The sequence below is a fragment of the Liquorilactobacillus satsumensis DSM 16230 = JCM 12392 genome, assembly GCF_001435195.1.
In the GTDB taxonomy this organism is placed as follows: Bacteria; Bacillota; Bacilli; order Lactobacillales; family Lactobacillaceae; genus Liquorilactobacillus; species Liquorilactobacillus satsumensis.
This window is the reverse complement of the sequence record NZ_AZFQ01000055.1, coordinates 125651-143252: the sequence shown is the minus strand read 5'-3', so window position 1 is coordinate 143252 and position 17602 is coordinate 125651. Positions and strand designations below refer to the sequence as shown.

Sequence of the window (17602 nt, the reverse complement as noted above, 5' to 3'; positions counted from 1 at the left end):
AGCACAGAAGAGAAGTGTCTTTTACATTTTCCGTTCAGAGAGTTGCTGGGAGCTGAAAAGCAATCCGGAAAAATAATTGACAATCAGCTCCGAGCCATGCAGCTAAAATCAAGAGTAAGTTGCACTGCATACACACATTATCGTGTATTTGTTTCATATGAAACAATTGAGGTAGTCTGCTTAAGATTACAAATAAAGGTGGTACCACGCAAAAGCGTCCTTTAGCCGTTCTAACTGAACAGCTAAGGGACGCTTTTTTGCAATCTTGCCTAGCGGGTTATGAGTTTTCGCATTCAAATTCTAGGAGGTGTTACAACTTACGCAGAATACTTTCTGTAAAACTAATTTAAATTTCACATTGCGGGATACACGTAGCTAGTTCGAAAATCAAAAAGGAGCGTTTTTGAAATGACAAAAGAAAGTAAAAAGCAAAATGTAGCGGACCTCGATTGGTCTAATTTAGGATTTTCATACCGGGATTTGCCCTACAGCTACCATGAAGACTTTAAAGATGGTAACTGGCAAAATGGTGGACTAACCACTGCTTCCACCTTAACTTTATCAGAAGCTGCCGAAGATCTTCACTATGGGCAAGAAGTTTTTGAAGGTATGAAGGCATATCGCCGTAAAGATGGCGGAATCAACCTTTTTCGCCCCGACATGAACGCTAAGCGATTTGTAAACTCTGCTAAAAGATTACTCATGGAACCCTATCCTGAGGAAAAGTTTGTTGCAACTGTTAAAGCTGTCGTCAAAGCTAATCAAGAATTTGTCCCACCCTATGGAACAGGCGGTGCACTTTACATTCGACCTTTTATGATCGGAACCCAACCGCTTGTCGGTGTTGCACCTTCGGAAGAATATCAGTTCCATATCTATGCCACTCCAGTTGGCGCTTATGTTAAAGGATTAGTTCCAATGCCATATGTAGTTAGCAAATATGACCGTGCCGCTTACGCTGGAACTGGTCAAGCCAAAACTGCCGGAAACTACGCCGGGAGTTTGTTTCCTTCAATCTTGGCAAAGAAGGCCGGATTTGCAGATTGTCTTTACTTAGATCCACGCGAACATAAATATATTGATGAATTTGGCGGTGCGAACTTCTATGGCATCACCAAAGATGGCCAATTCTTAACCCCTAAATCAAATTCAATCTTGCCGTCTATCACTAAAAAATCCATCTTGGAAATTGCTAAGGAATTAGGTCTGCATCCTGAAGAGACTCAACTTAAAGTTAGTGAATTAGCTAAATTTTCAGAAGCTGGGGCGATGGGAACTGCAGCTGTCATTTCTCCGGTTGGTTCCCTTACCTATCAAGATAAGAAGCATGTCTTTTATAGCGAAACTGAACCCGGCCCTGTAACCAAAAAACTTTATGACGCTTTAGTCGGGATCCAGTTGGGAGATCGCCCTGCACCCCAAGGTTGGGTACAAGAAGTGGTGGCAGCTAAGGTCCGCTAGTTAGTCTGAACATGCCTCTTGCTGGCAGGTTTCAAGTTTTAAACTAACTTACAAAATAAAATTGAGGTAGAGTGTGGCACACGTCGGTAAATATTGAATGTTATCTTGAAATTACAAACATCGTGCGTATTTTAAGGTGAGTAATTCGGAGTTGACCGGAAAATTTTGACTTATGAAACACCTCATCCATCAGCATGAATAGTAAGAGTTTGGGACAAAAGTCGCGAACTCTTTTGTTGTGTCCTTTGTTTCCAAGCAGCTAGTGCTGAAACAGCCTTTTCCTTAAGAAATTTCACTAGTTTAGCGCTATGATAGTCATAATAGAAAGTCAATTCAAAAAAGATTTCTCATATAAGGAGCAATTTAACATGAATCTATTTAACCCGACACTTGCACTCCGTTCACTTCCCACGATTCTCAGCGGGTTGCCATTATCCCTAACTCTTTTGGTTGCTTGTTTTATTACTTCAAATGTCGTCGGGATTCTTATAATGCTACTGCGCATAAACCCGCACCGTGCGCTCAGCCTCTTAGCACGCTTTTATATCTCTTTTTTTAGGGGTGTCCCAACATTGGTAGTTTTGTTTTTAACTTATTTTGGGGCAAATCTGGATGCCATTTCAGCCACGATTCTCTCAATCACTCTAGTTTCAAGTGCTTTTATTGCCGAATATTACCGCTCAGCCCTCCTTGGAATCAATCAAACCCAATATGATGCCGCTCGCGCACTTGGATTTTCAAGCCTTCAAACAATGCAGTATGTAATTCTTCCGCAGGCCTTTCGCATTGTCCTGCCTTCCTTGGGAAATGTCCTCTTAGACATGTTCAAAGGAACCTCACTTGCTGCAATGATTACCGTGTCAGAAATGTTCATGAAAGCCAAAATAGTTGCGGGGGCCAGTCAAGACTACATGACAATTTATATCGTAATTGCAGTCATCTACTGGTTAGTCTGCTGCGTCCTCAGCTTGCTTGAACAGTGGACAGAACATCGTTTTCAATATTAAAGGGTTAACTTCTAATTAGGACAGCCTTGTCATTTGTGGAATCGCTTTCCGAAGGCTATGATAGAAGTAAGAGTGATCTTTCAATCCAAGGGGGAACTACAAATGTCACGTAAAAAATGGTTGATTTCTTTAGGACTAGCAGTTATCTGTATTCTGGGCTTCATTATTTTGGGCACCAAAAGTCTCAGTCATAAAAACACACTGACAGTCGCAACTTCAGGAACACTTTATCCAACTTCGTATCATGATTCAAACACAAAAAAATTAACTGGCTATGATATTGAAGTTATCCGGGCAGTTGCTAAGAAACTCCATAAAAAAATAGTATTCAAAGAGTATAATGTTGACGGGATGTTAACTGCGGTGAAGTCTGGTAAAACAGAAGTTGCAATCAATGATTTTGCAATCTCTCCTGCCCGTAAAAAGAGCTACTTGATGTCGACATCCATTAAACACTCATTTAACAGCCTCGTAGTTCGTGCAAGCGATAATTCAGGTATTCACAGTTGGGCTGACCTCAAGGGGAAACGCTCCGCAGGCGAATCTGGAACAAACTATCAACGCCTAGCTGAACAATTAGGTGCAAAAGCTGTCAACTACGATAATGTGACTAACGATGTCTATCTGCGTGATGTAAAAAATGGTAAGACCGATTTCATTATGAATGACTATTACCTCCAGAAATTAGCACTCAAGGCGGTTCCTAACAGCGGACTTAAGATTATTCCTAACATGTACTTTACTACTAATGAAGATGGCACAGGTGAAGGAATTGTCATTAACAAAAATAACAAGCAACTTCAAAAACAGATTAATACTGCACTTGCCGCCTTGAAAAAAGATGGGACTCTTTCAAAATTCGCCAAAAAATATTATGGTGCTGACGTGACGCAAAAACCTACTGTGCATATTTCTAAAAATTTTACACTTAAAAATAGTTATGTTGGCCAGTAGCAACATTCAGTAAAATCTGCTTTCACGACTGCTTAATTACCGTTTTTCAAGGAAAAGAGAGTGTGACATAAGTCGGTAAAATTTGGGTAGTTCGAGGTTAGCCGAAAAATTTTGACTTATGGAACACGTCTATCCAGAATAAGTAAAGGAGCTAGACTAAAATTTCACTTTTGGCCCAGCCCCCTTATTTTTTGTGGATAAGCATGTCCGATACTCAAAATTTCCTGATCAACTCAAAATTATTCATAGCATTCATGTTAGTCCTCCAATCTTAAAACCTTCTATCATACTCTCTTATCTTAGGAAGGCGCGCTAAATATTTGAAAGCAAAGTCCACTTATTCCAAGAATAACGTGTATGTGCAGCCGCAATAATACTGATTTCCAATTGCTTCGCTTCATTAATATAACCAACAAAATTCAGTTTAGTCTGCTAAATTTTAGAATATTTAGTTACAAAAAAACGCTCTCTTTAATTATTTTTACTGCGCAACAATTAAAAAGAGCATTTTATTAACACGACAATGTCATTTATTGATACATATAATTTAGACTTAGAAATTGTTTTTACCAGATAACCGAAACAATATTTTTTAAAATTTTCGGCTATGGATTATAGTGACCCTTATGGTAAAATTAGAGGCGAACGTATAATTAAGATTAACATTGGGTTAATGGTATGGTAATTCCGATGCAAAAACAGTGCCCGTATTATTTGAGTTACTGTGTGAATTTGCCTGTTCGGTCCGAACACCATTAGTTGCAACTTTTGCAATATTAGTAGTCTGAACAGCGTCAACAATGAGCCCGCTCGAAAGCGCCGATAAAGCTATCAATCCAATTAACTTTTTCTTCAATTTATACTCATCTCCCTTTTTAACTAATAGTAACATATAATTTTAAAAAAAATAAGGTGGAATTAAAATGATAGACGGAAATGTTATAAAGACCCAGCGCAAAAAGCTTCATATCTCCCAAAAAGATCTTGCCGATAATATCACTACACAAGGGACCATCAGTGCGTTGGAGCGCAATTCCACTACTCCTAGTAGTGAGATTCTCGCCAAAATTCTCGATCGACTTTCTTTGTCGTTAGACGATGTTTTAGTGGCAAATACCAAGATTCAAAATCAACGTTTCTTAAATACTGCTGATAAGCAATTCATGAATTATCAATTTGAAGACACATTAGCAACACTTAAAAAAATTAAAAAGACAACTGTTCCTGAACAACAAGCACATTTTAACTTTTTAAAAACTACAGCTGCGATGTGGATTAAAAAAGATTACGATGATGCCGTTTTTGGCTACAATCAAATCTTGCAGGAATCAACAGATAAAGCCAATATCTATACGATCCTTGCTATTTGTGAGCTAGGTGTTACCTATGAAATGAAAAAGGAGCTCGATAAAAGTTCCTTCTACTTCAAACAACTTCCCGCCCTACTGACAAAAATCAACACCGATAAGAATGTTTTTTGGTATCTCATGCTGTTAGATAATCTCAGTAAATATTACTCAAACACGGAAAACTATAGTTCCTGCTTAGAAAGTTTGACCACCGCCATTAAATTCGCCAGAAAGCATAATACCCCTATGTTTATGGACTCCTTCTATTTCCTCTATGCTACCACGCTGCGTGATCAGCATGATAGTTGGACACAAGAAGCTCTCGCGTACATGATCAAAGCGTGGTCCTTTGCAGACTTTCTCGGTGACAAGCTTGTCCTTCAAAAAGCCCAGGAACATTTGGAACAACAAAATATTCTTTAAAGTGTTCCCGTTTGCTGTATGGCAGCCTAACAATTAATCAGATACTTTTGCGAATTTTATATAAGAAAAATGTTTTTTTAAGACCAAATATCAATTATAATTGTAGTTCAATTTAAGTAAAAGGGGTTGAATCCCCCTGTTCTTCATGTTATATTAATTGAGAACCAGGAACTATTATTCTTAATTGGATTAATAATAGTCTCTTATTCGCACAACACTTCTGTGGCCTCATCTCTTAATTGAGTGAGGCTTATTTTTTTGCATTTTAGTATCACCTGAGACCTATTTTTCAGCACATGCTTATTTAATCAATTATTTTCTCAAAAAAGTGTGTCTTCTCCACAAAAATAACTCCCGGTGAATTTAGTGCGGCGTTAATCATAATCTAAAATAGCACACCCACTAACGCTCTAATCTGATTGTCAGAGCTACAGGTTGGAAACGAATGTCCTGTTAAATACATCATTATCCCAGCAAAAATATACTGTGGTAACCCTCTAAACAATTCCTGATACTCCAAGGCTTTACGCACACCCACTAATTGATACCAATCAACTGTGAGGAAAGAACCCGCGAACTATCGGGAATTGTGATGAGAGATACCATAGATAATTAGTACATTATAACTAAGATGGTATACCTAGTTCATAAAATTCTTTGTTTTTTCACATCAACTCTCAAATATAACATTAACTTTTTAGCACTTTAAAAATTAACATTATGTCAGCTACTGTACCCGTAAGTTTTTCAACTATCTGCTTCTAATTTTTCCCTGCCATCTGTGATCTTTTCAGCCTAAATAAAAAAGACTTGCTACTAGTACCGTAGTTAAACGCTCACTAGGCCCAAATCTAATTTTACTTATTTTGCAAAATTTCCCGCGAAATATTGAGAGTGAAAAAAGGCATTTAGTTGGCTTTTGGTTCATGTCTCAGCACTAGCTGTTTGGAAAGCAAAAAAGAGTTCGCGACTTTTGTCCCAAACTCAAAATTACACTATGCTTTTTTCTTTTTTAAATACTGCCATATCTCCTTAAAACTAAGATGATGCTCTTGTCCGCTTCGCTGCAGTAACGCTTCTCTTGCTCTTTCAACTGCCTTAGTTAAATAGCGAAAGACAGAGTCAGCGGCAAAAAATAAAATTATTAACAACAGAATTGAAATCGGAGAAATTGCCGTGAGCGAAAACAGATTGTTAAACAATAGTGCAGCTACAACAGTGCACACAAAACTCGCTGCAATCACACCTACTCTGAACTTGTTCAAGGGTTGACTAATTTTGAACAATACCATAAACCCAACTGCGATCAAGAGCATTGTTGCTGCGGTTGATACATCGGCTTTGTGTAAATCGAGGATTATTCCGCAAATAACGAGCGCGCCTACTACTAACAAATCCGTTATTCCACCCGGAATCGAACGACTAAGAATATTTATAATGAAGTTGCCCCTGATACGTTTTCGATTATCTTCCAATGCTAGTAAAAATGAAGGCAATCCGATTGTAAAAGCACTAATCAACGTTATTTGCGTTGGCTGCAAGGGGTAAGAGACGGTTAAAAGCATCGCCAAGACTGCCATCAACAACGAAAAAATATTTTTCACTAGGAATAAACCGGCAGAACGTTCAATATTATTGACTACCCGTCTTCCCTCAAAAACTACTTCTGGCATCTTTGAAAAGTCTGAATCTAGCAGCACCACTTGAGAAGCCTGCATTGCAGCACTATTTCCGGAGGCCATCGCAATACTGCAGTCAGCTTCCTTCATCGCAAGAATGTCATTTACCCCATCACCCGTCATTGCAACCGTACTCCCCTGTTTTTTCAGCAGCTGAATAAACTGTTTCTTTTGTTCAGGTCTGACACGTCCAAAAATTGTATAATTTTTAACGGCAGCAGGATATTGCTCCGGGGTTAACCTTGAGGCATCAATATATCTATCTGCAGCTGCAATTCCGGCCTCTGTTGCAACATGCGAAACTGTGAGCGGATTATCTCCAGAAATTACTTTGAGGGCAACGCCTTGTTTTTCAAAATATGCAAATGTTTTGCGAGCTTCCTTACGCACCGGATTAGCAATCAAAATGTAACCTAAAGGTCTTACTTCTGCTGTTAAGACAGGCTTAAGTAGCTCCTTGGGATACTCTCCAAAAACAAGAACACGATAGCCCTTTTGCGTATAATTAATAAATTCTGGCTGATAACTGTCAAATTTGGCACGTAAAACCATTTCAGGCGCTCCCAATACATAAGTTTGGTCAGCAAAACTAACACCGCTAAACTTTTGTACTGAGGAGAAAGGAACTTTACTTTGAGCTTGCCGGCCGCTTGTTTTAGTAAAATAATGCTTAATTGCCTTCATTGTTGCGTTGTCACCTGGCATGGCAGCTGCAAAATCTCCAATCAACGTTTCTATGGGAACAACCTGTCCTTTTTCTTGGTAACCAGCGGCTGGAATTACTTTCTGGACTGCCATTTCATTTTCAGTAATCGTGCCCGTTTTGTCTAAGCATAGGACATTAACCCTTGCTAAGGTCTCAACGCTCTTCATGTCGTGCAGCATCACCTGCCTCCGCGCTAACCGAGTTGCACTCAGAGCTAGCGCAATGGTTGTCAGCAGATACAAGCCTTCTGGAATCATCCCAATTAATGCAGCTTCCATTGAAATAACACTATTTTCTAAAGATTCATGATTAAGAAGTATATTTTGGAAAAACAAAATAAGTCCTACAGGAATAATAATAATTCCGACCCATTTGATTAACTTATTCAAGGACTTAATCATCTTGGACTGTTCATCATGTCCCATGGCCTTTGCCTTTAACGTTAACTTCGAAATATAGGCGTCGTTACCTACCTTATCTAACCGCGCATAGCATTTTCCTGCAACGATAAAACTGCCGGAAAGTAAATCATCGTTTTCTTTCTTGGTAATCTCATCAGACTCTCCGGTTAACAAGGATTCGTTGACCTGAACCTGTCCTTTTACCACCACCGCATCCGCAGGAATCTGATCATCCGTCTTAAGAATTACAATATCGTCAAGAACCAATTCCTCAAACGGTGTCGTTTTCTCTTCTCCGTTTCTAATGGTTGTCACTGTAGCCGCGTTCATCACACTCAGATTATTCAAAACTTTCTTAGCATGGATTTCTTGTACAATTCCGATCACCGTATTGGCAATCACTACCGGAAGAAAAGTCAAGTTCTTGAATGAATCGACTACTACTAAAAGAACTGCTAAAACCAAAAAAATCAGGTTAAAGTAAGTAAAGGTGTTATCTATAATAATCTGTCGGTTCGTTTTAAAGTCACTATCAACAGTCTGATTAACTGCCCCTTCAGCAAAACGCGACTCCACCATGGCGTGACTTAATCCTGTTTGATAATCAGGGTGATAGCGTGCTGTTTTAACTGTCTGTTCGTTTTGCTGTCTTTTACTCTTATCCATCCATCTTACCCCTCAAAAGTGCCTGCTCCTTTATTAAAGTGCATGCAGATTTTTTCTGATTCCCGCTTGCCAGCTTCCAACCCTTTTCGGTAGAAACCCAAAGGTCAACATGTATCCATCTAAAAGCTGATTAACTAACTTATTTTAATATTATTATATTATCTAAACCTCAGGAACAGTTTCACTCTATGTTAAGAATTATTTACGTTTTTTTTAACTATATTATAAAGATTTGCTGCTTATTTGCCTTTTAACCCCATATTTTTTGCCTGCCTAACAGCGACACCCAAGAATCACTGCACAGCAAAAAACCTTTTTGTGCAAATAAGTTTAGCTCAGGACCTGCTCAATTTACGCAAAAAAGTTTCTAAACACCGCGATTGCTATCATACTTATGAGAATTCATAGATTATGCTGCCACATCGATTATCCTAAAACTACAGCCTGATATGGTCTTAAGTTGATTGTATCGGCTGTTTTGTCGAGCGTGGTTTGATTGTTTATGAGTACCCTTCCTGCTGAAATTGTAACGTGTTGTTCATTTGGAGACAGATTAACTAACACTAAAATTGCCCGCTGCTGCCAGACTCTTTGATAGCCAAGGACATCGGCTGGAATATCTTTCAGTTCTTCCAATGAACCCTCAATAAAAATGGCATGATACTGCGGATCCTGCCGAACTTTAGCCAATTGGCGATAATAATTCAACGTTGAGGTCGGATCGACTTCTTCTGCCGCCACATTAATGCCTTGGATATCGGTGCCCATTTTCAGCCATGGCTGTGTTTGTGAAAATCCCCCATATTGGCTGCTATCCCACTGCATTGGTGTCCGTGCATTATCCCGTGAACGTTCATTAACTAACGCCAAGGCTGTTTTTGTATCCTGGCCGGCTGCAAGTGCAACTTGATAGTTATTGAGTGATGAAACGTCATTAAACTCTTTAATGCTCTGACGCTCAAAATTCTTCATTCCAATTTCTTGCCCTTGATAAATAAATGGAACTCCTGGCAAAAAATAATACATTGTCGCCAGTGCTTTAGCTGCTGTGGGCGTCTGGTAGCGTTTATCCTTGATCAATTTTGACAGTACCCGCGGTTGATCATGGTTCTCGAGCACATTGGCTGTCCAGCCAGCGACCGCTTGAATGGCAGCATGATATTCAAAAATAATCTGCTTTAAATCAGTTACTGACCAATTTGCATGTCCGCGATCCCACTCATCAACATCAGCAACATCGATGTTAATGTAACTAAAATCAAAAATCATTGAAAAGTAGCCTGCTGGACCGATAAATTTTGCCAAATCCTTTTTAGGAACACCATAAGCTTCACCGATCGTGACAGCGTGATATTTGTCAAATGTTTCTTTTTTCAATTCATCCAAAAATAGCTCTAATCCTGGGCGATTCTGACCTTTTTTAGTGACCGTAACTAGCCCGTCCGCTCCATCTGCGGGCAAACTAGCCCAGTCAAGATCCTTTTTCAAATGCGTAATTGCATCAATTCTGAATCCTGCAATTCCTTTATCCAGCCACCAGTTTATCATCTGATAAATTTTTTGCCGCAATTGTGGATTTTCCCAGTTAAGATCCGGTTGCTGCGGAGCAAAAGTATGAAAGTAAAAGGTCCCTGGTTCATGCGGGACTTCCGTCCACGTTGAACCTCCAAAAATGCTGCGCCAATTATTGGGAGCTTTCCCATTAGCTGTAGTTTTGAAAATATAGTAATTTCTGTACGGACTATCTGGTGTAGCAAGCGCTTGTTTGAACCATGCATGTTGATCTGAAGTGTGATTAATTACCAAATCCATAATTAGCTTGATTTTCATTTTTTGAGCCTTTTCAAGCAATTCATCAAAATCGGCCATTGTTCCAAATTGTGGATCAATTGCCTCGTAATCCGAGATATCGTAACCCATATCAACCATCGGTGATTGATAGACTGGCGAAATCCAAAGCATCGTCACCCCCAATGATTTAAAATAAGCTAAATGTTGAATAACGCCCCTTAAATCACCTATTCCGTCGTTATTAGTATCCTGAAAAGAACGCGGATAGACTTGATAGACTAATTCGTTTTTCCACCAACGGGTATTTTTCATTTGGGACTCCTCCTATTTTTGTATTAAATAAAGAAAAATTACCAGCAAGCATTTGGATCCTCAGTTCATGGGCCCATTAAATTGATTAGAGCTAAGTAAAAAGATGGCTTGCCACACGCTAATACAACTCTATGGTACATCTGAATCACCTTTATTATTCGGCAGACACCTTAAAAAACGCGGGATTTGTGTAAATCTTGGTAAACACACGCTCAGCTCGTAAACTAAAGTGTGCTATTGGTAATCTTACTGAAGCAAGTATTCCACAATTAAGTCCCAAAAATAAAATTACTCTTACTAAATGAGACTCATTCGCATTATAATGGATTTAAATATAAGGAGGCCTTCTTGCATAATCAACTTGGAATTTCATTAAAAAAAAGACGTAACCAGCTGAATTTTTCACAAAAAGAAACTGCTAAAGGGATCTGTGCTCAGTCAATGTTGTCGGCAATAGAAAACGGCAAGTATCTGCCAAGTGCAAAATTATTAATCAACTTGTGCCAGCGCCTATCAATCAGCTTGACAGAAATCAGTTTGCTAAAAGATTTTGAGATTAGCACTCAGCAAAATTTCAATCAGAAATTGACTGAATTATGCAACAAGCACGACTATGCAGCTTTGAAAAATTTCTTGCTCGCTACTGAAACAATTGCTCATGTACAAACAGCTGAACAGACCCAAGCATATTATTATTATTTGGGGGTGGCTAAGCTTCACCTCGACGCCAATCTAAGTGAAGCAGCGCAAAATTTAAGACTCGCGATTAGCGCTGAGGAAAGTCGAACTGCTTCACCCTTAAAACGTTTAAGTCTTATTTCTCTAGGGCTTATTAAAGTTAAACAAGGGCATCTTCAAGCTGCTTTCAACCTTTTGAAAAAGGCCACAAGTTCAATCAAAGATGATAATTACGTCGAAAATTTAAATATTGTTTTTTATCTGGCGGCATTAATTAATTACGAGGCTGATCACATAAATAGTGCGCTTAAGTGGTTGGAAGATGCGATTACTTATATCACCGCTCATAACTCACATTATATGCTGGCTAACTGTTATCAGCTACGCGCGCAAATCGCTAAAGAAAGTGGTCAGGCTGACCAACAATTAGAAGCACACCGCCGCAGTCTTTTTCTAAAAGATCTTTTTGGCGAAAAAACAAATGAGGAGCTTTAAATATCAGTATTCTGATTATCTCTTATTTCTGAAATTTAGTATATTAAGACCATCAAATCGAGGAGGTCTTGATTATGCAATATAAATTATTTTCTAACATTGTTTCAGTTAATGCAGAGCTTGAAAGGGTTAAAGAAGTTCTAGTCCATCCCCAATACTTACTTGAATGGGTTCCAGAAATTACCACAGTAAACCAAGAGGGTGCTAAGTTCATTATCAAGCGCGCAGAAGCTGCACTTAATCAGCATGAAACAATCACACTAAGCACAGCCGGCAACCATATTAGATACCAAAGTACAGGTGGCAAATTAGCATATCAAATTGTTTTTACAATAACTGAAACAGCTGCTGGTGTTAGTGTTTTGCAAGAAGAGCTTTACATCCCGGAAAAAACAAATCTCCAACTCCCCTTAAAATTACTGGCACCAATTGCGAAACATACTTTTAATGTTAATTTGAATAACTTGGCTTCACTTATTGAAAAACTCCCCCGTTTGGAGAACTAAGCGTTAACCTGCATATACCTAATAAGAATCTAAATCTTGTATTTACTTTATAAAAAAGGGCTGTGACAAAAGTTAAATTTTGTCACAGCCCCTCTTTTATTCCGGATAAACGTGTTCCATAAGTCAAAATTCTCCGTCTAACTCGAATTTTCCCGACCTATGTCACACTCTCTTTAAGTTTTTGAAAAATTTTGACGATAAAACTAGAAAATACTCTGATAAATAACTGCAGCTACAATCGCACCTGCTGTAGGTGCAACAATCGGAACCCAGCTATAACTGAATTGCGAACTGCCTTTGAATTCAAAAGGCCATAAAGCATGCAGCAACCTAGGCCCAATATCACGTGCGGGGTTCAAAGCTGGACCAGTTGGGCCTCCAAATGAAACCACCAAGCACATTACCAAAAAGCCTAATCCAATAAAATCAGCCCGAGAATCAACCTTATCAGCTGTGATGCTTAAAGCACCCATTACTAATAAGAAAGTCCCAATAAACTCGTTAATAAAACCATTCAGCCAACTATTAGCTGCATCAATTGTCGAGAAGGTTCCTAGAATAGCCTCTGGATTAGTTGTTTCGGCATAATAAGGTCGATATGCCAGCACAATTAATAATTGACCAAAGATGGCCCCTAATAACTGCGCTACAACATATGGCACGACTTCCTTCCAAGGAAAGCCGCCTGTCACAGCAAGTGCAATCGTCATTGCCGGGTTAATTTGTGCTCCTGAAACAGTTGCAAACATCAGTGCAGGAATCATTACTCCAATTCCATAACCAAAGCCGATCAACACCCAGCCACCGTGAAACCCTTTAGTTCCTTTTAACTCAACATTAGCAACTGACCCATTGCCTAATGCAACCATCACGGCTGTTCCAATAAATTCTGCAATACAACGAACTAATAAAGAATAATGCATGTCAACTCTACCCCACTAATACTTTCTTCTTTTCTGTAGCTGAGAGTGTTTTGTTCATCCGCCCGCTCTCAAAGTTTTGTAAATCAACAGTTACATACTCGTAACCCAACTGCTGTAATTTTTGAGCAATTTGTGCTTTTTCTGCAATAAGTGCTGCTAAATCAGTTGCTGGTACTTCAATGCGTGCAATTTGCTCATGCACACGAACTCTGACAGTTGCAAAGCCTTGCGCTCTTAAATATCCTTCGGCTGCGATTACACGTTGGACTTTTGTACTTGTCAATTCCGTGTAATATGGGAAACGAGAAGAAACAGAGCAAGACGCAACCTTGTTCCAGTTCTCAAGTCCTAACTTGTGTGCAAGTTCACGGACTTCCTTCTTATACATTCCAGCTACCTGCAAAACAGAAACCGCACCTTCTTCATCGCGCGCACGCAACCCTGGACGAAAATCTGCATTGTCATCCATAATCATCCCATCTAATGCGGCAGTTGCTGAAAACTGCGCAGCAACTTTATTTAGTGACTGGTAAAAAATCTTCTTCATGTAATACCATGATTCTGGTGTATTATGCTTAACATGTTCTTCTGCTAAGTAGTCAAGTTGTATTCCTTGAACTTGTGCTCCGAGCTCATTTGCCAATTTAACAGCTTTTTGATACTCTTCATCTGCAAAAAGTTCCGAGTTGGCAACAACTGCTAGCACATTCTGTGTGCCCAAAGTATTGAGTGCTTCCTTTAAGACAACGGTTGAATCAATTCCGCCTGAAAAACCTACTACAACTCGGTCGTAACCTGCAATTACACTTTGTAACTTGTTTTCTTTTTCTGTTAATGTCTTCATTTTAATTTCCTTCCTCAATTAACTTTTTCTTGAAGCTCTGCTAAAATTTGCTGTTCTACCTCAAACACTGGTCTGTGCCACTTAGCTGCCAGCCTTAAAAGCTCATCATGCTCCAGCGAAAATTTGCTGATTCCTTGGTAGCTCAGTTGTTTAATTTTGATTTCTCCCAAAGACGTCTTAGCTGTTTTTAACTGGCGTTGCATAATTTCGCGCTGGAGCAGTTGGGACCGCACACCGATCGCAGAAGTTTGTGCAAATAAATACTCAAGTAACTGTTGCTTTTGCTGTGGCGCAAGCAACACACATAATTTGTATGCCGGACGTCCCTTTTTCATCATGATTGGCACGCTCCACGCATCTTTAGCGCCAAGTTCCATTAAGCCCTGGATAGCATCGCCGAGTTGTTCACCGGTAATATCATCCAAATTAGTTTCCAGCAACATTACCTGGTCTTGAGTTTGTGCAACTTCCTGAGCGCTCAGTTTAGAATTGAACAGACTTGCACGTAAAGCATTTAAACTGCCAGTCGCGCGCTTGCCAAAGCCATAACCAGTTTTTTCTAAAACTCCCGGTGTTGTTGTAACATTAAAAGACTGTGCCAGGCATTTAACAATTGCCATTCCTGTAGGTGTCACTAGTTCCGTATGTACGTCGAAACGTTGTTGCACCGGGATATTCGTTCCTAAACGCATCTGCATTACGGCTGGAACTGGTACAGGAACAACGCCATGAGCAATCTTGATTGTCCCTGTCCCGTCTGCCAAGTTATTTACCACAATCTGATCAATCCCTAACAGCTCGACAGCAATTGCCGCCCCTACAAGATCTACAATTGAATCCAAGGCACCTACTTCATGAAAGTGAACTTCATTTAAGTCTTTGTGATGCACCTGACTTTCTGCCAGTGCAATCTCTTTGAACATCATCAATGCCCGTTGCTTAACCTTTTCTTTCAAGGTACTTTTTTGCAACAATGTTTGAATCATCTGAAAATTTCTGCCATGATGATGTCCGTGCTCAGTAACGCCATTATCCTTGTGCTGGTGGTCAGCCAGTACAACATCAAAATCGACCCCTGAAATGCTTGAGCGTTCAGTCTGCTTAACCGTTAAATGGAATCCTGAAACATGTAATTTGGCTAGTTCATTCTCCAAATCAGTCTGAGACAATCCTAAGGAAAAGAGTGCTCCTAAAAACATATCTCCGCTAATTCCTGAAAAAGCATCTAAAACTAATGTCTTCATTCGTCCTTTCCCCCCTGTGCTAAATGATTGATCATGCTGGCATTGTAGGCCGCGCCAAACCCATTGTCGATATTGACTACGCTGATTCCGGCTGCACAACTATTCAACATTGAAAGCAAAGGAGTCAGACCGTTCAGGTGGCTGCCATAACCCACACTAGTAGGCACCGCAATTACGGGAACATCAACCAAACCGCCCACTACGCTAGTCAAGGCACCTTCCATTCCTGCAATCACAATCACAACATTTGCCCGCCGAATCAGGTCCAACTTGGAGAAAAGCCGTTGAATCCCTGCGACTCCAACATCATAAATTCGTGTAACCCGGTTACCGAAAAATTCAGCGGTCACGGCAGCCTCCTCAGCAACATTGATGTCCGACGTTCCAGCCGTCACGACTGCAATTTCACCGTTTTGCTCAATTTGGGCTGCTGGCAGTCGCAGCGTTTGTGCAATCTGATCATATTGCAGTTGTGGTTCCTGCGCTAAAACAGCAGCAGCCTTTTTCGCGGTTACCCTAGTAGCCAGGATTGGTTGTTTTTGCTGTTTCATTGCCTGTACAATCCCGACAATTTGGGCAGCTGTCTTGCCTGCTCCATAGATAACTTCTGGATACCCCGTGCGCACGGTCCGCTCAGTATCAATTTTGGCATATTCTAATTCGGTAAATCCTGTATTCTTGAGCTTTACCAATGCCTCTTCAGGAGAGACCTTTTGTTGGGCAACTTGTTGCAAGAACTGCAACATCTCACTTTGTTCCATCAATTAATCCTTTACAATGACGCCCAGGCCATCTGGAATAACAGTAACTTTTGCTGCCTGTCCTTCGCGTTCATATGCCTTTTCCAGAGCTTCATCAAGTGTTTTAGCCAATTCCATGTGCATTTTAGTAATCAAAGCCGGATCAACAAGGTCAGAGACAAAGATTACATGATGGTTAACCAAAATCCGCGCTAAAATTTGAGACGTCCACTGGTCTGGAACAGTTTCCAAGCGGGGGGTATTAATAGCTGCATCCAAGAATTCTTGGGGATCCGCTACATCGGCAATATTATGATAAAAACCTTCTCCACCATGACCATCACGACAACCGGCAACCATAATAATCGTGCCATTTTGTTTATTTGTTGCTTCTGCAGCTGTCATCCCCTTAACCGCTTGGTAAATGTTCTGATCCAAGGGATATCCGCCATTGGTAGAGATCGTAATTTCGCTTTTAACCGCTTTGACTCCGGCTAAATCAGCTACAAAATCCGTTCCTTTTTTATGTGCTGCTTCGAGATCTCCTGCAAAGGAACCAATAATCTTCTTATCTTCGTCTAACACAACATTCAAAATGAATCGTAGACCAGCTTTTTTAGCTGCATAGACCATGTCATGATGAATTAGATTGTGTTGCAAGTTTCCTGTACGTGAATGCTTGTCATCAATAAATTCACCTGAATGATTTGCCATGATTGTCTTATAAGACGCGATTCCTGGTAAAACAGATTTACGTCCACCAGAAAAGCCCGCAAAAAAGTGCGATTCAATGAATCCTTCTGAGATTAAGAGGTCCGCTTCAGCTGCAACTTTATTAATAATCAAGTCACCGCCTGAAGGTAATTTACCGATTTTAACCATGTCCTCATCATTTTGAGACATATGCATCACAATTTCTTCGTTTGCCACAATTTGTTCACCATATTTAGCAACCAACTCCGCATGCGTCGATGGTCGATGGAAACCAGTAGCAACTAAAATTCTAATCCGTGCCTCGGGTGCTGCGGTACGCAAACGACGCAGCAGAATTGGTGTAATAATATGTGACGGTACTGGTCGTGTGTGGTCAGAACTAATAATGACAATGTTTTTCTTTCCTGCCGCCAGGCTCTCTAATGAGGGACTCCCAATCGGATTATTCAGGGAACGTTCAACTAATTCATTTTCTGAAAATGCGGCTTTATAGGTCGCTGCTTTTGAGACCAAAGTCCCTGCCAGTTTTTCTTGTGGAATCTTAGCAGTAATAACTCCTCGATCGTATGGAAGATTTATTTCTACCATCTTAAATATTCATCCTCTTTCTTTTTTGCTTACATTGAAAAATGATATACTGTTGAAAAATCCTTTCATTGACAATCAGTACTATTAAAGTTAGTCAGCCAAGAATGATATCATTAAACAT

The 17602-nt window shown here is 39.9% G+C and carries 14 protein-coding genes and 1 other annotated feature (1 of these 15 only partly in view); of the genes, 6 read left to right on the top strand and 8 right to left on the bottom strand.

Annotated elements, in window-relative coordinates:
* Positions 1 to 225 (top strand) — a binding site (T-box leader); it begins 5 nt to the left of the window's first position.
* 183 nt (positions 226 to 408) lie between these two features.
* From FD50_RS12135 to FD50_RS12125, 3 genes are all read left to right on the top strand, one after another.
* Positions 409 to 1461, top strand: a complete 1053-nt coding sequence (locus tag FD50_RS12135; protein ID WP_056962029.1) for a branched-chain amino acid aminotransferase — start codon at positions 409 to 411, stop codon at positions 1459 to 1461.
* A 368-nt stretch (positions 1462 to 1829) separates the two neighbouring features.
* Positions 1830 to 2468: an amino acid ABC transporter permease gene (locus FD50_RS12130; protein ID WP_056962028.1), complete on the top strand. Its 639-nt coding sequence runs from the start codon at positions 1830 to 1832 to the stop codon at positions 2466 to 2468.
* A gap of 102 nt (positions 2469 to 2570) precedes the next feature.
* Positions 2571 to 3422, top strand: coding sequence for a transporter substrate-binding domain-containing protein (locus FD50_RS12125; RefSeq protein ID WP_054757276.1), 852 nt, complete (start codon positions 2571 to 2573; stop codon positions 3420 to 3422).
* Between the two features lie 670 nt (positions 3423 to 4092).
* On the opposite strand, the gene FD50_RS12120 is transcribed toward FD50_RS12125, so the two are convergent.
* A complete protein-coding gene (locus tag FD50_RS12120; protein WP_054757278.1) occupies positions 4093 to 4278 on the bottom strand; it encodes a hypothetical protein in 186 nt (61 codons plus the stop codon).
* A 67-nt stretch (positions 4279 to 4345) separates the two neighbouring features.
* On the opposite strand from FD50_RS12120, the gene FD50_RS12115 reads away from it, so the two are divergent.
* Positions 4346 to 5194 carry a helix-turn-helix domain-containing protein gene (locus tag FD50_RS12115; protein WP_056962027.1) on the top strand — a complete coding sequence of 283 codons (849 nt, stop codon included), beginning with the start codon at positions 4346 to 4348 and terminating at the stop codon, positions 5192 to 5194.
* 995 nt (positions 5195 to 6189) lie between these two features.
* Here FD50_RS12115 and FD50_RS12110 read toward each other — a convergent pair.
* Entirely contained in the window at positions 6190 to 8646 is a 2457-nt protein-coding gene (locus FD50_RS12110) for a cation-translocating P-type ATPase (RefSeq protein WP_056962026.1), read from the bottom strand.
* Between the two features lie 426 nt (positions 8647 to 9072).
* Positions 9073 to 10749 carry a glycoside hydrolase family 13 protein gene (locus FD50_RS12105; RefSeq protein ID WP_056962025.1) on the bottom strand — a complete coding sequence of 559 codons (1677 nt, stop codon included), beginning with the start codon at positions 10747 to 10749 and terminating at the stop codon, positions 9073 to 9075.
* A 348-nt stretch (positions 10750 to 11097) separates the two neighbouring features.
* On the opposite strand from FD50_RS12105, the gene FD50_RS12100 reads away from it, so the two are divergent.
* Positions 11098 to 11922, top strand: coding sequence for a helix-turn-helix transcriptional regulator (locus FD50_RS12100; RefSeq protein WP_056962024.1), 825 nt, complete (start codon positions 11098 to 11100; stop codon positions 11920 to 11922).
* A 74-nt stretch (positions 11923 to 11996) separates the two neighbouring features.
* The gene (locus tag FD50_RS12095; protein ID WP_056962023.1) at positions 11997 to 12428 is read left to right on the top strand and encodes an SRPBCC family protein; all 432 of its coding nucleotides are present in this window, start codon (positions 11997 to 11999) and stop codon (positions 12426 to 12428) included.
* Positions 12429 to 12631: 203 nt separating this feature from the next.
* Here the strand turns inward: FD50_RS12095 and FD50_RS12090 are convergent, their stop codons facing one another.
* The 5 genes from FD50_RS12090 to larA are packed head-to-tail and all read right to left on the bottom strand — an operon-like array spanning position 12632 to position 17481.
* Positions 12632 to 13351 carry an MIP/aquaporin family protein gene (locus FD50_RS12090; protein ID WP_056962022.1) on the bottom strand — a complete coding sequence of 240 codons (720 nt, stop codon included), beginning with the start codon at positions 13349 to 13351 and terminating at the stop codon, positions 12632 to 12634.
* A 7-nt stretch (positions 13352 to 13358) separates the two neighbouring features.
* Complete coding sequence (larE, locus tag FD50_RS12085) at positions 13359 to 14195, bottom strand: ATP-dependent sacrificial sulfur transferase LarE (RefSeq protein ID WP_056962021.1); 837 nt, start codon at positions 14193 to 14195, stop codon at positions 13359 to 13361.
* Positions 14196 to 14209: 14 nt separating this feature from the next.
* Positions 14210 to 15439, bottom strand: a complete 1230-nt coding sequence (gene larC, locus FD50_RS12080) for a nickel pincer cofactor biosynthesis protein LarC (RefSeq protein WP_056962020.1) — start codon at positions 15437 to 15439, stop codon at positions 14210 to 14212.
* Positions 15436 to 16200 (bottom strand): nickel pincer cofactor biosynthesis protein LarB, encoded by a 765-nt coding sequence (larB, locus tag FD50_RS12075; protein ID WP_056962019.1) that lies wholly within the window; start codon positions 16198 to 16200, stop codon positions 15436 to 15438. The genes larC and larB overlap by 4 nt, the downstream gene beginning before the upstream one ends.
* A gap of 3 nt (positions 16201 to 16203) precedes the next feature.
* Positions 16204 to 17481: a nickel-dependent lactate racemase gene (larA, locus tag FD50_RS12070; protein ID WP_056962018.1), complete on the bottom strand. Its 1278-nt coding sequence runs from the start codon at positions 17479 to 17481 to the stop codon at positions 16204 to 16206.
* Between the last annotated feature and the right edge of the window lie 121 nt (positions 17482 to 17602).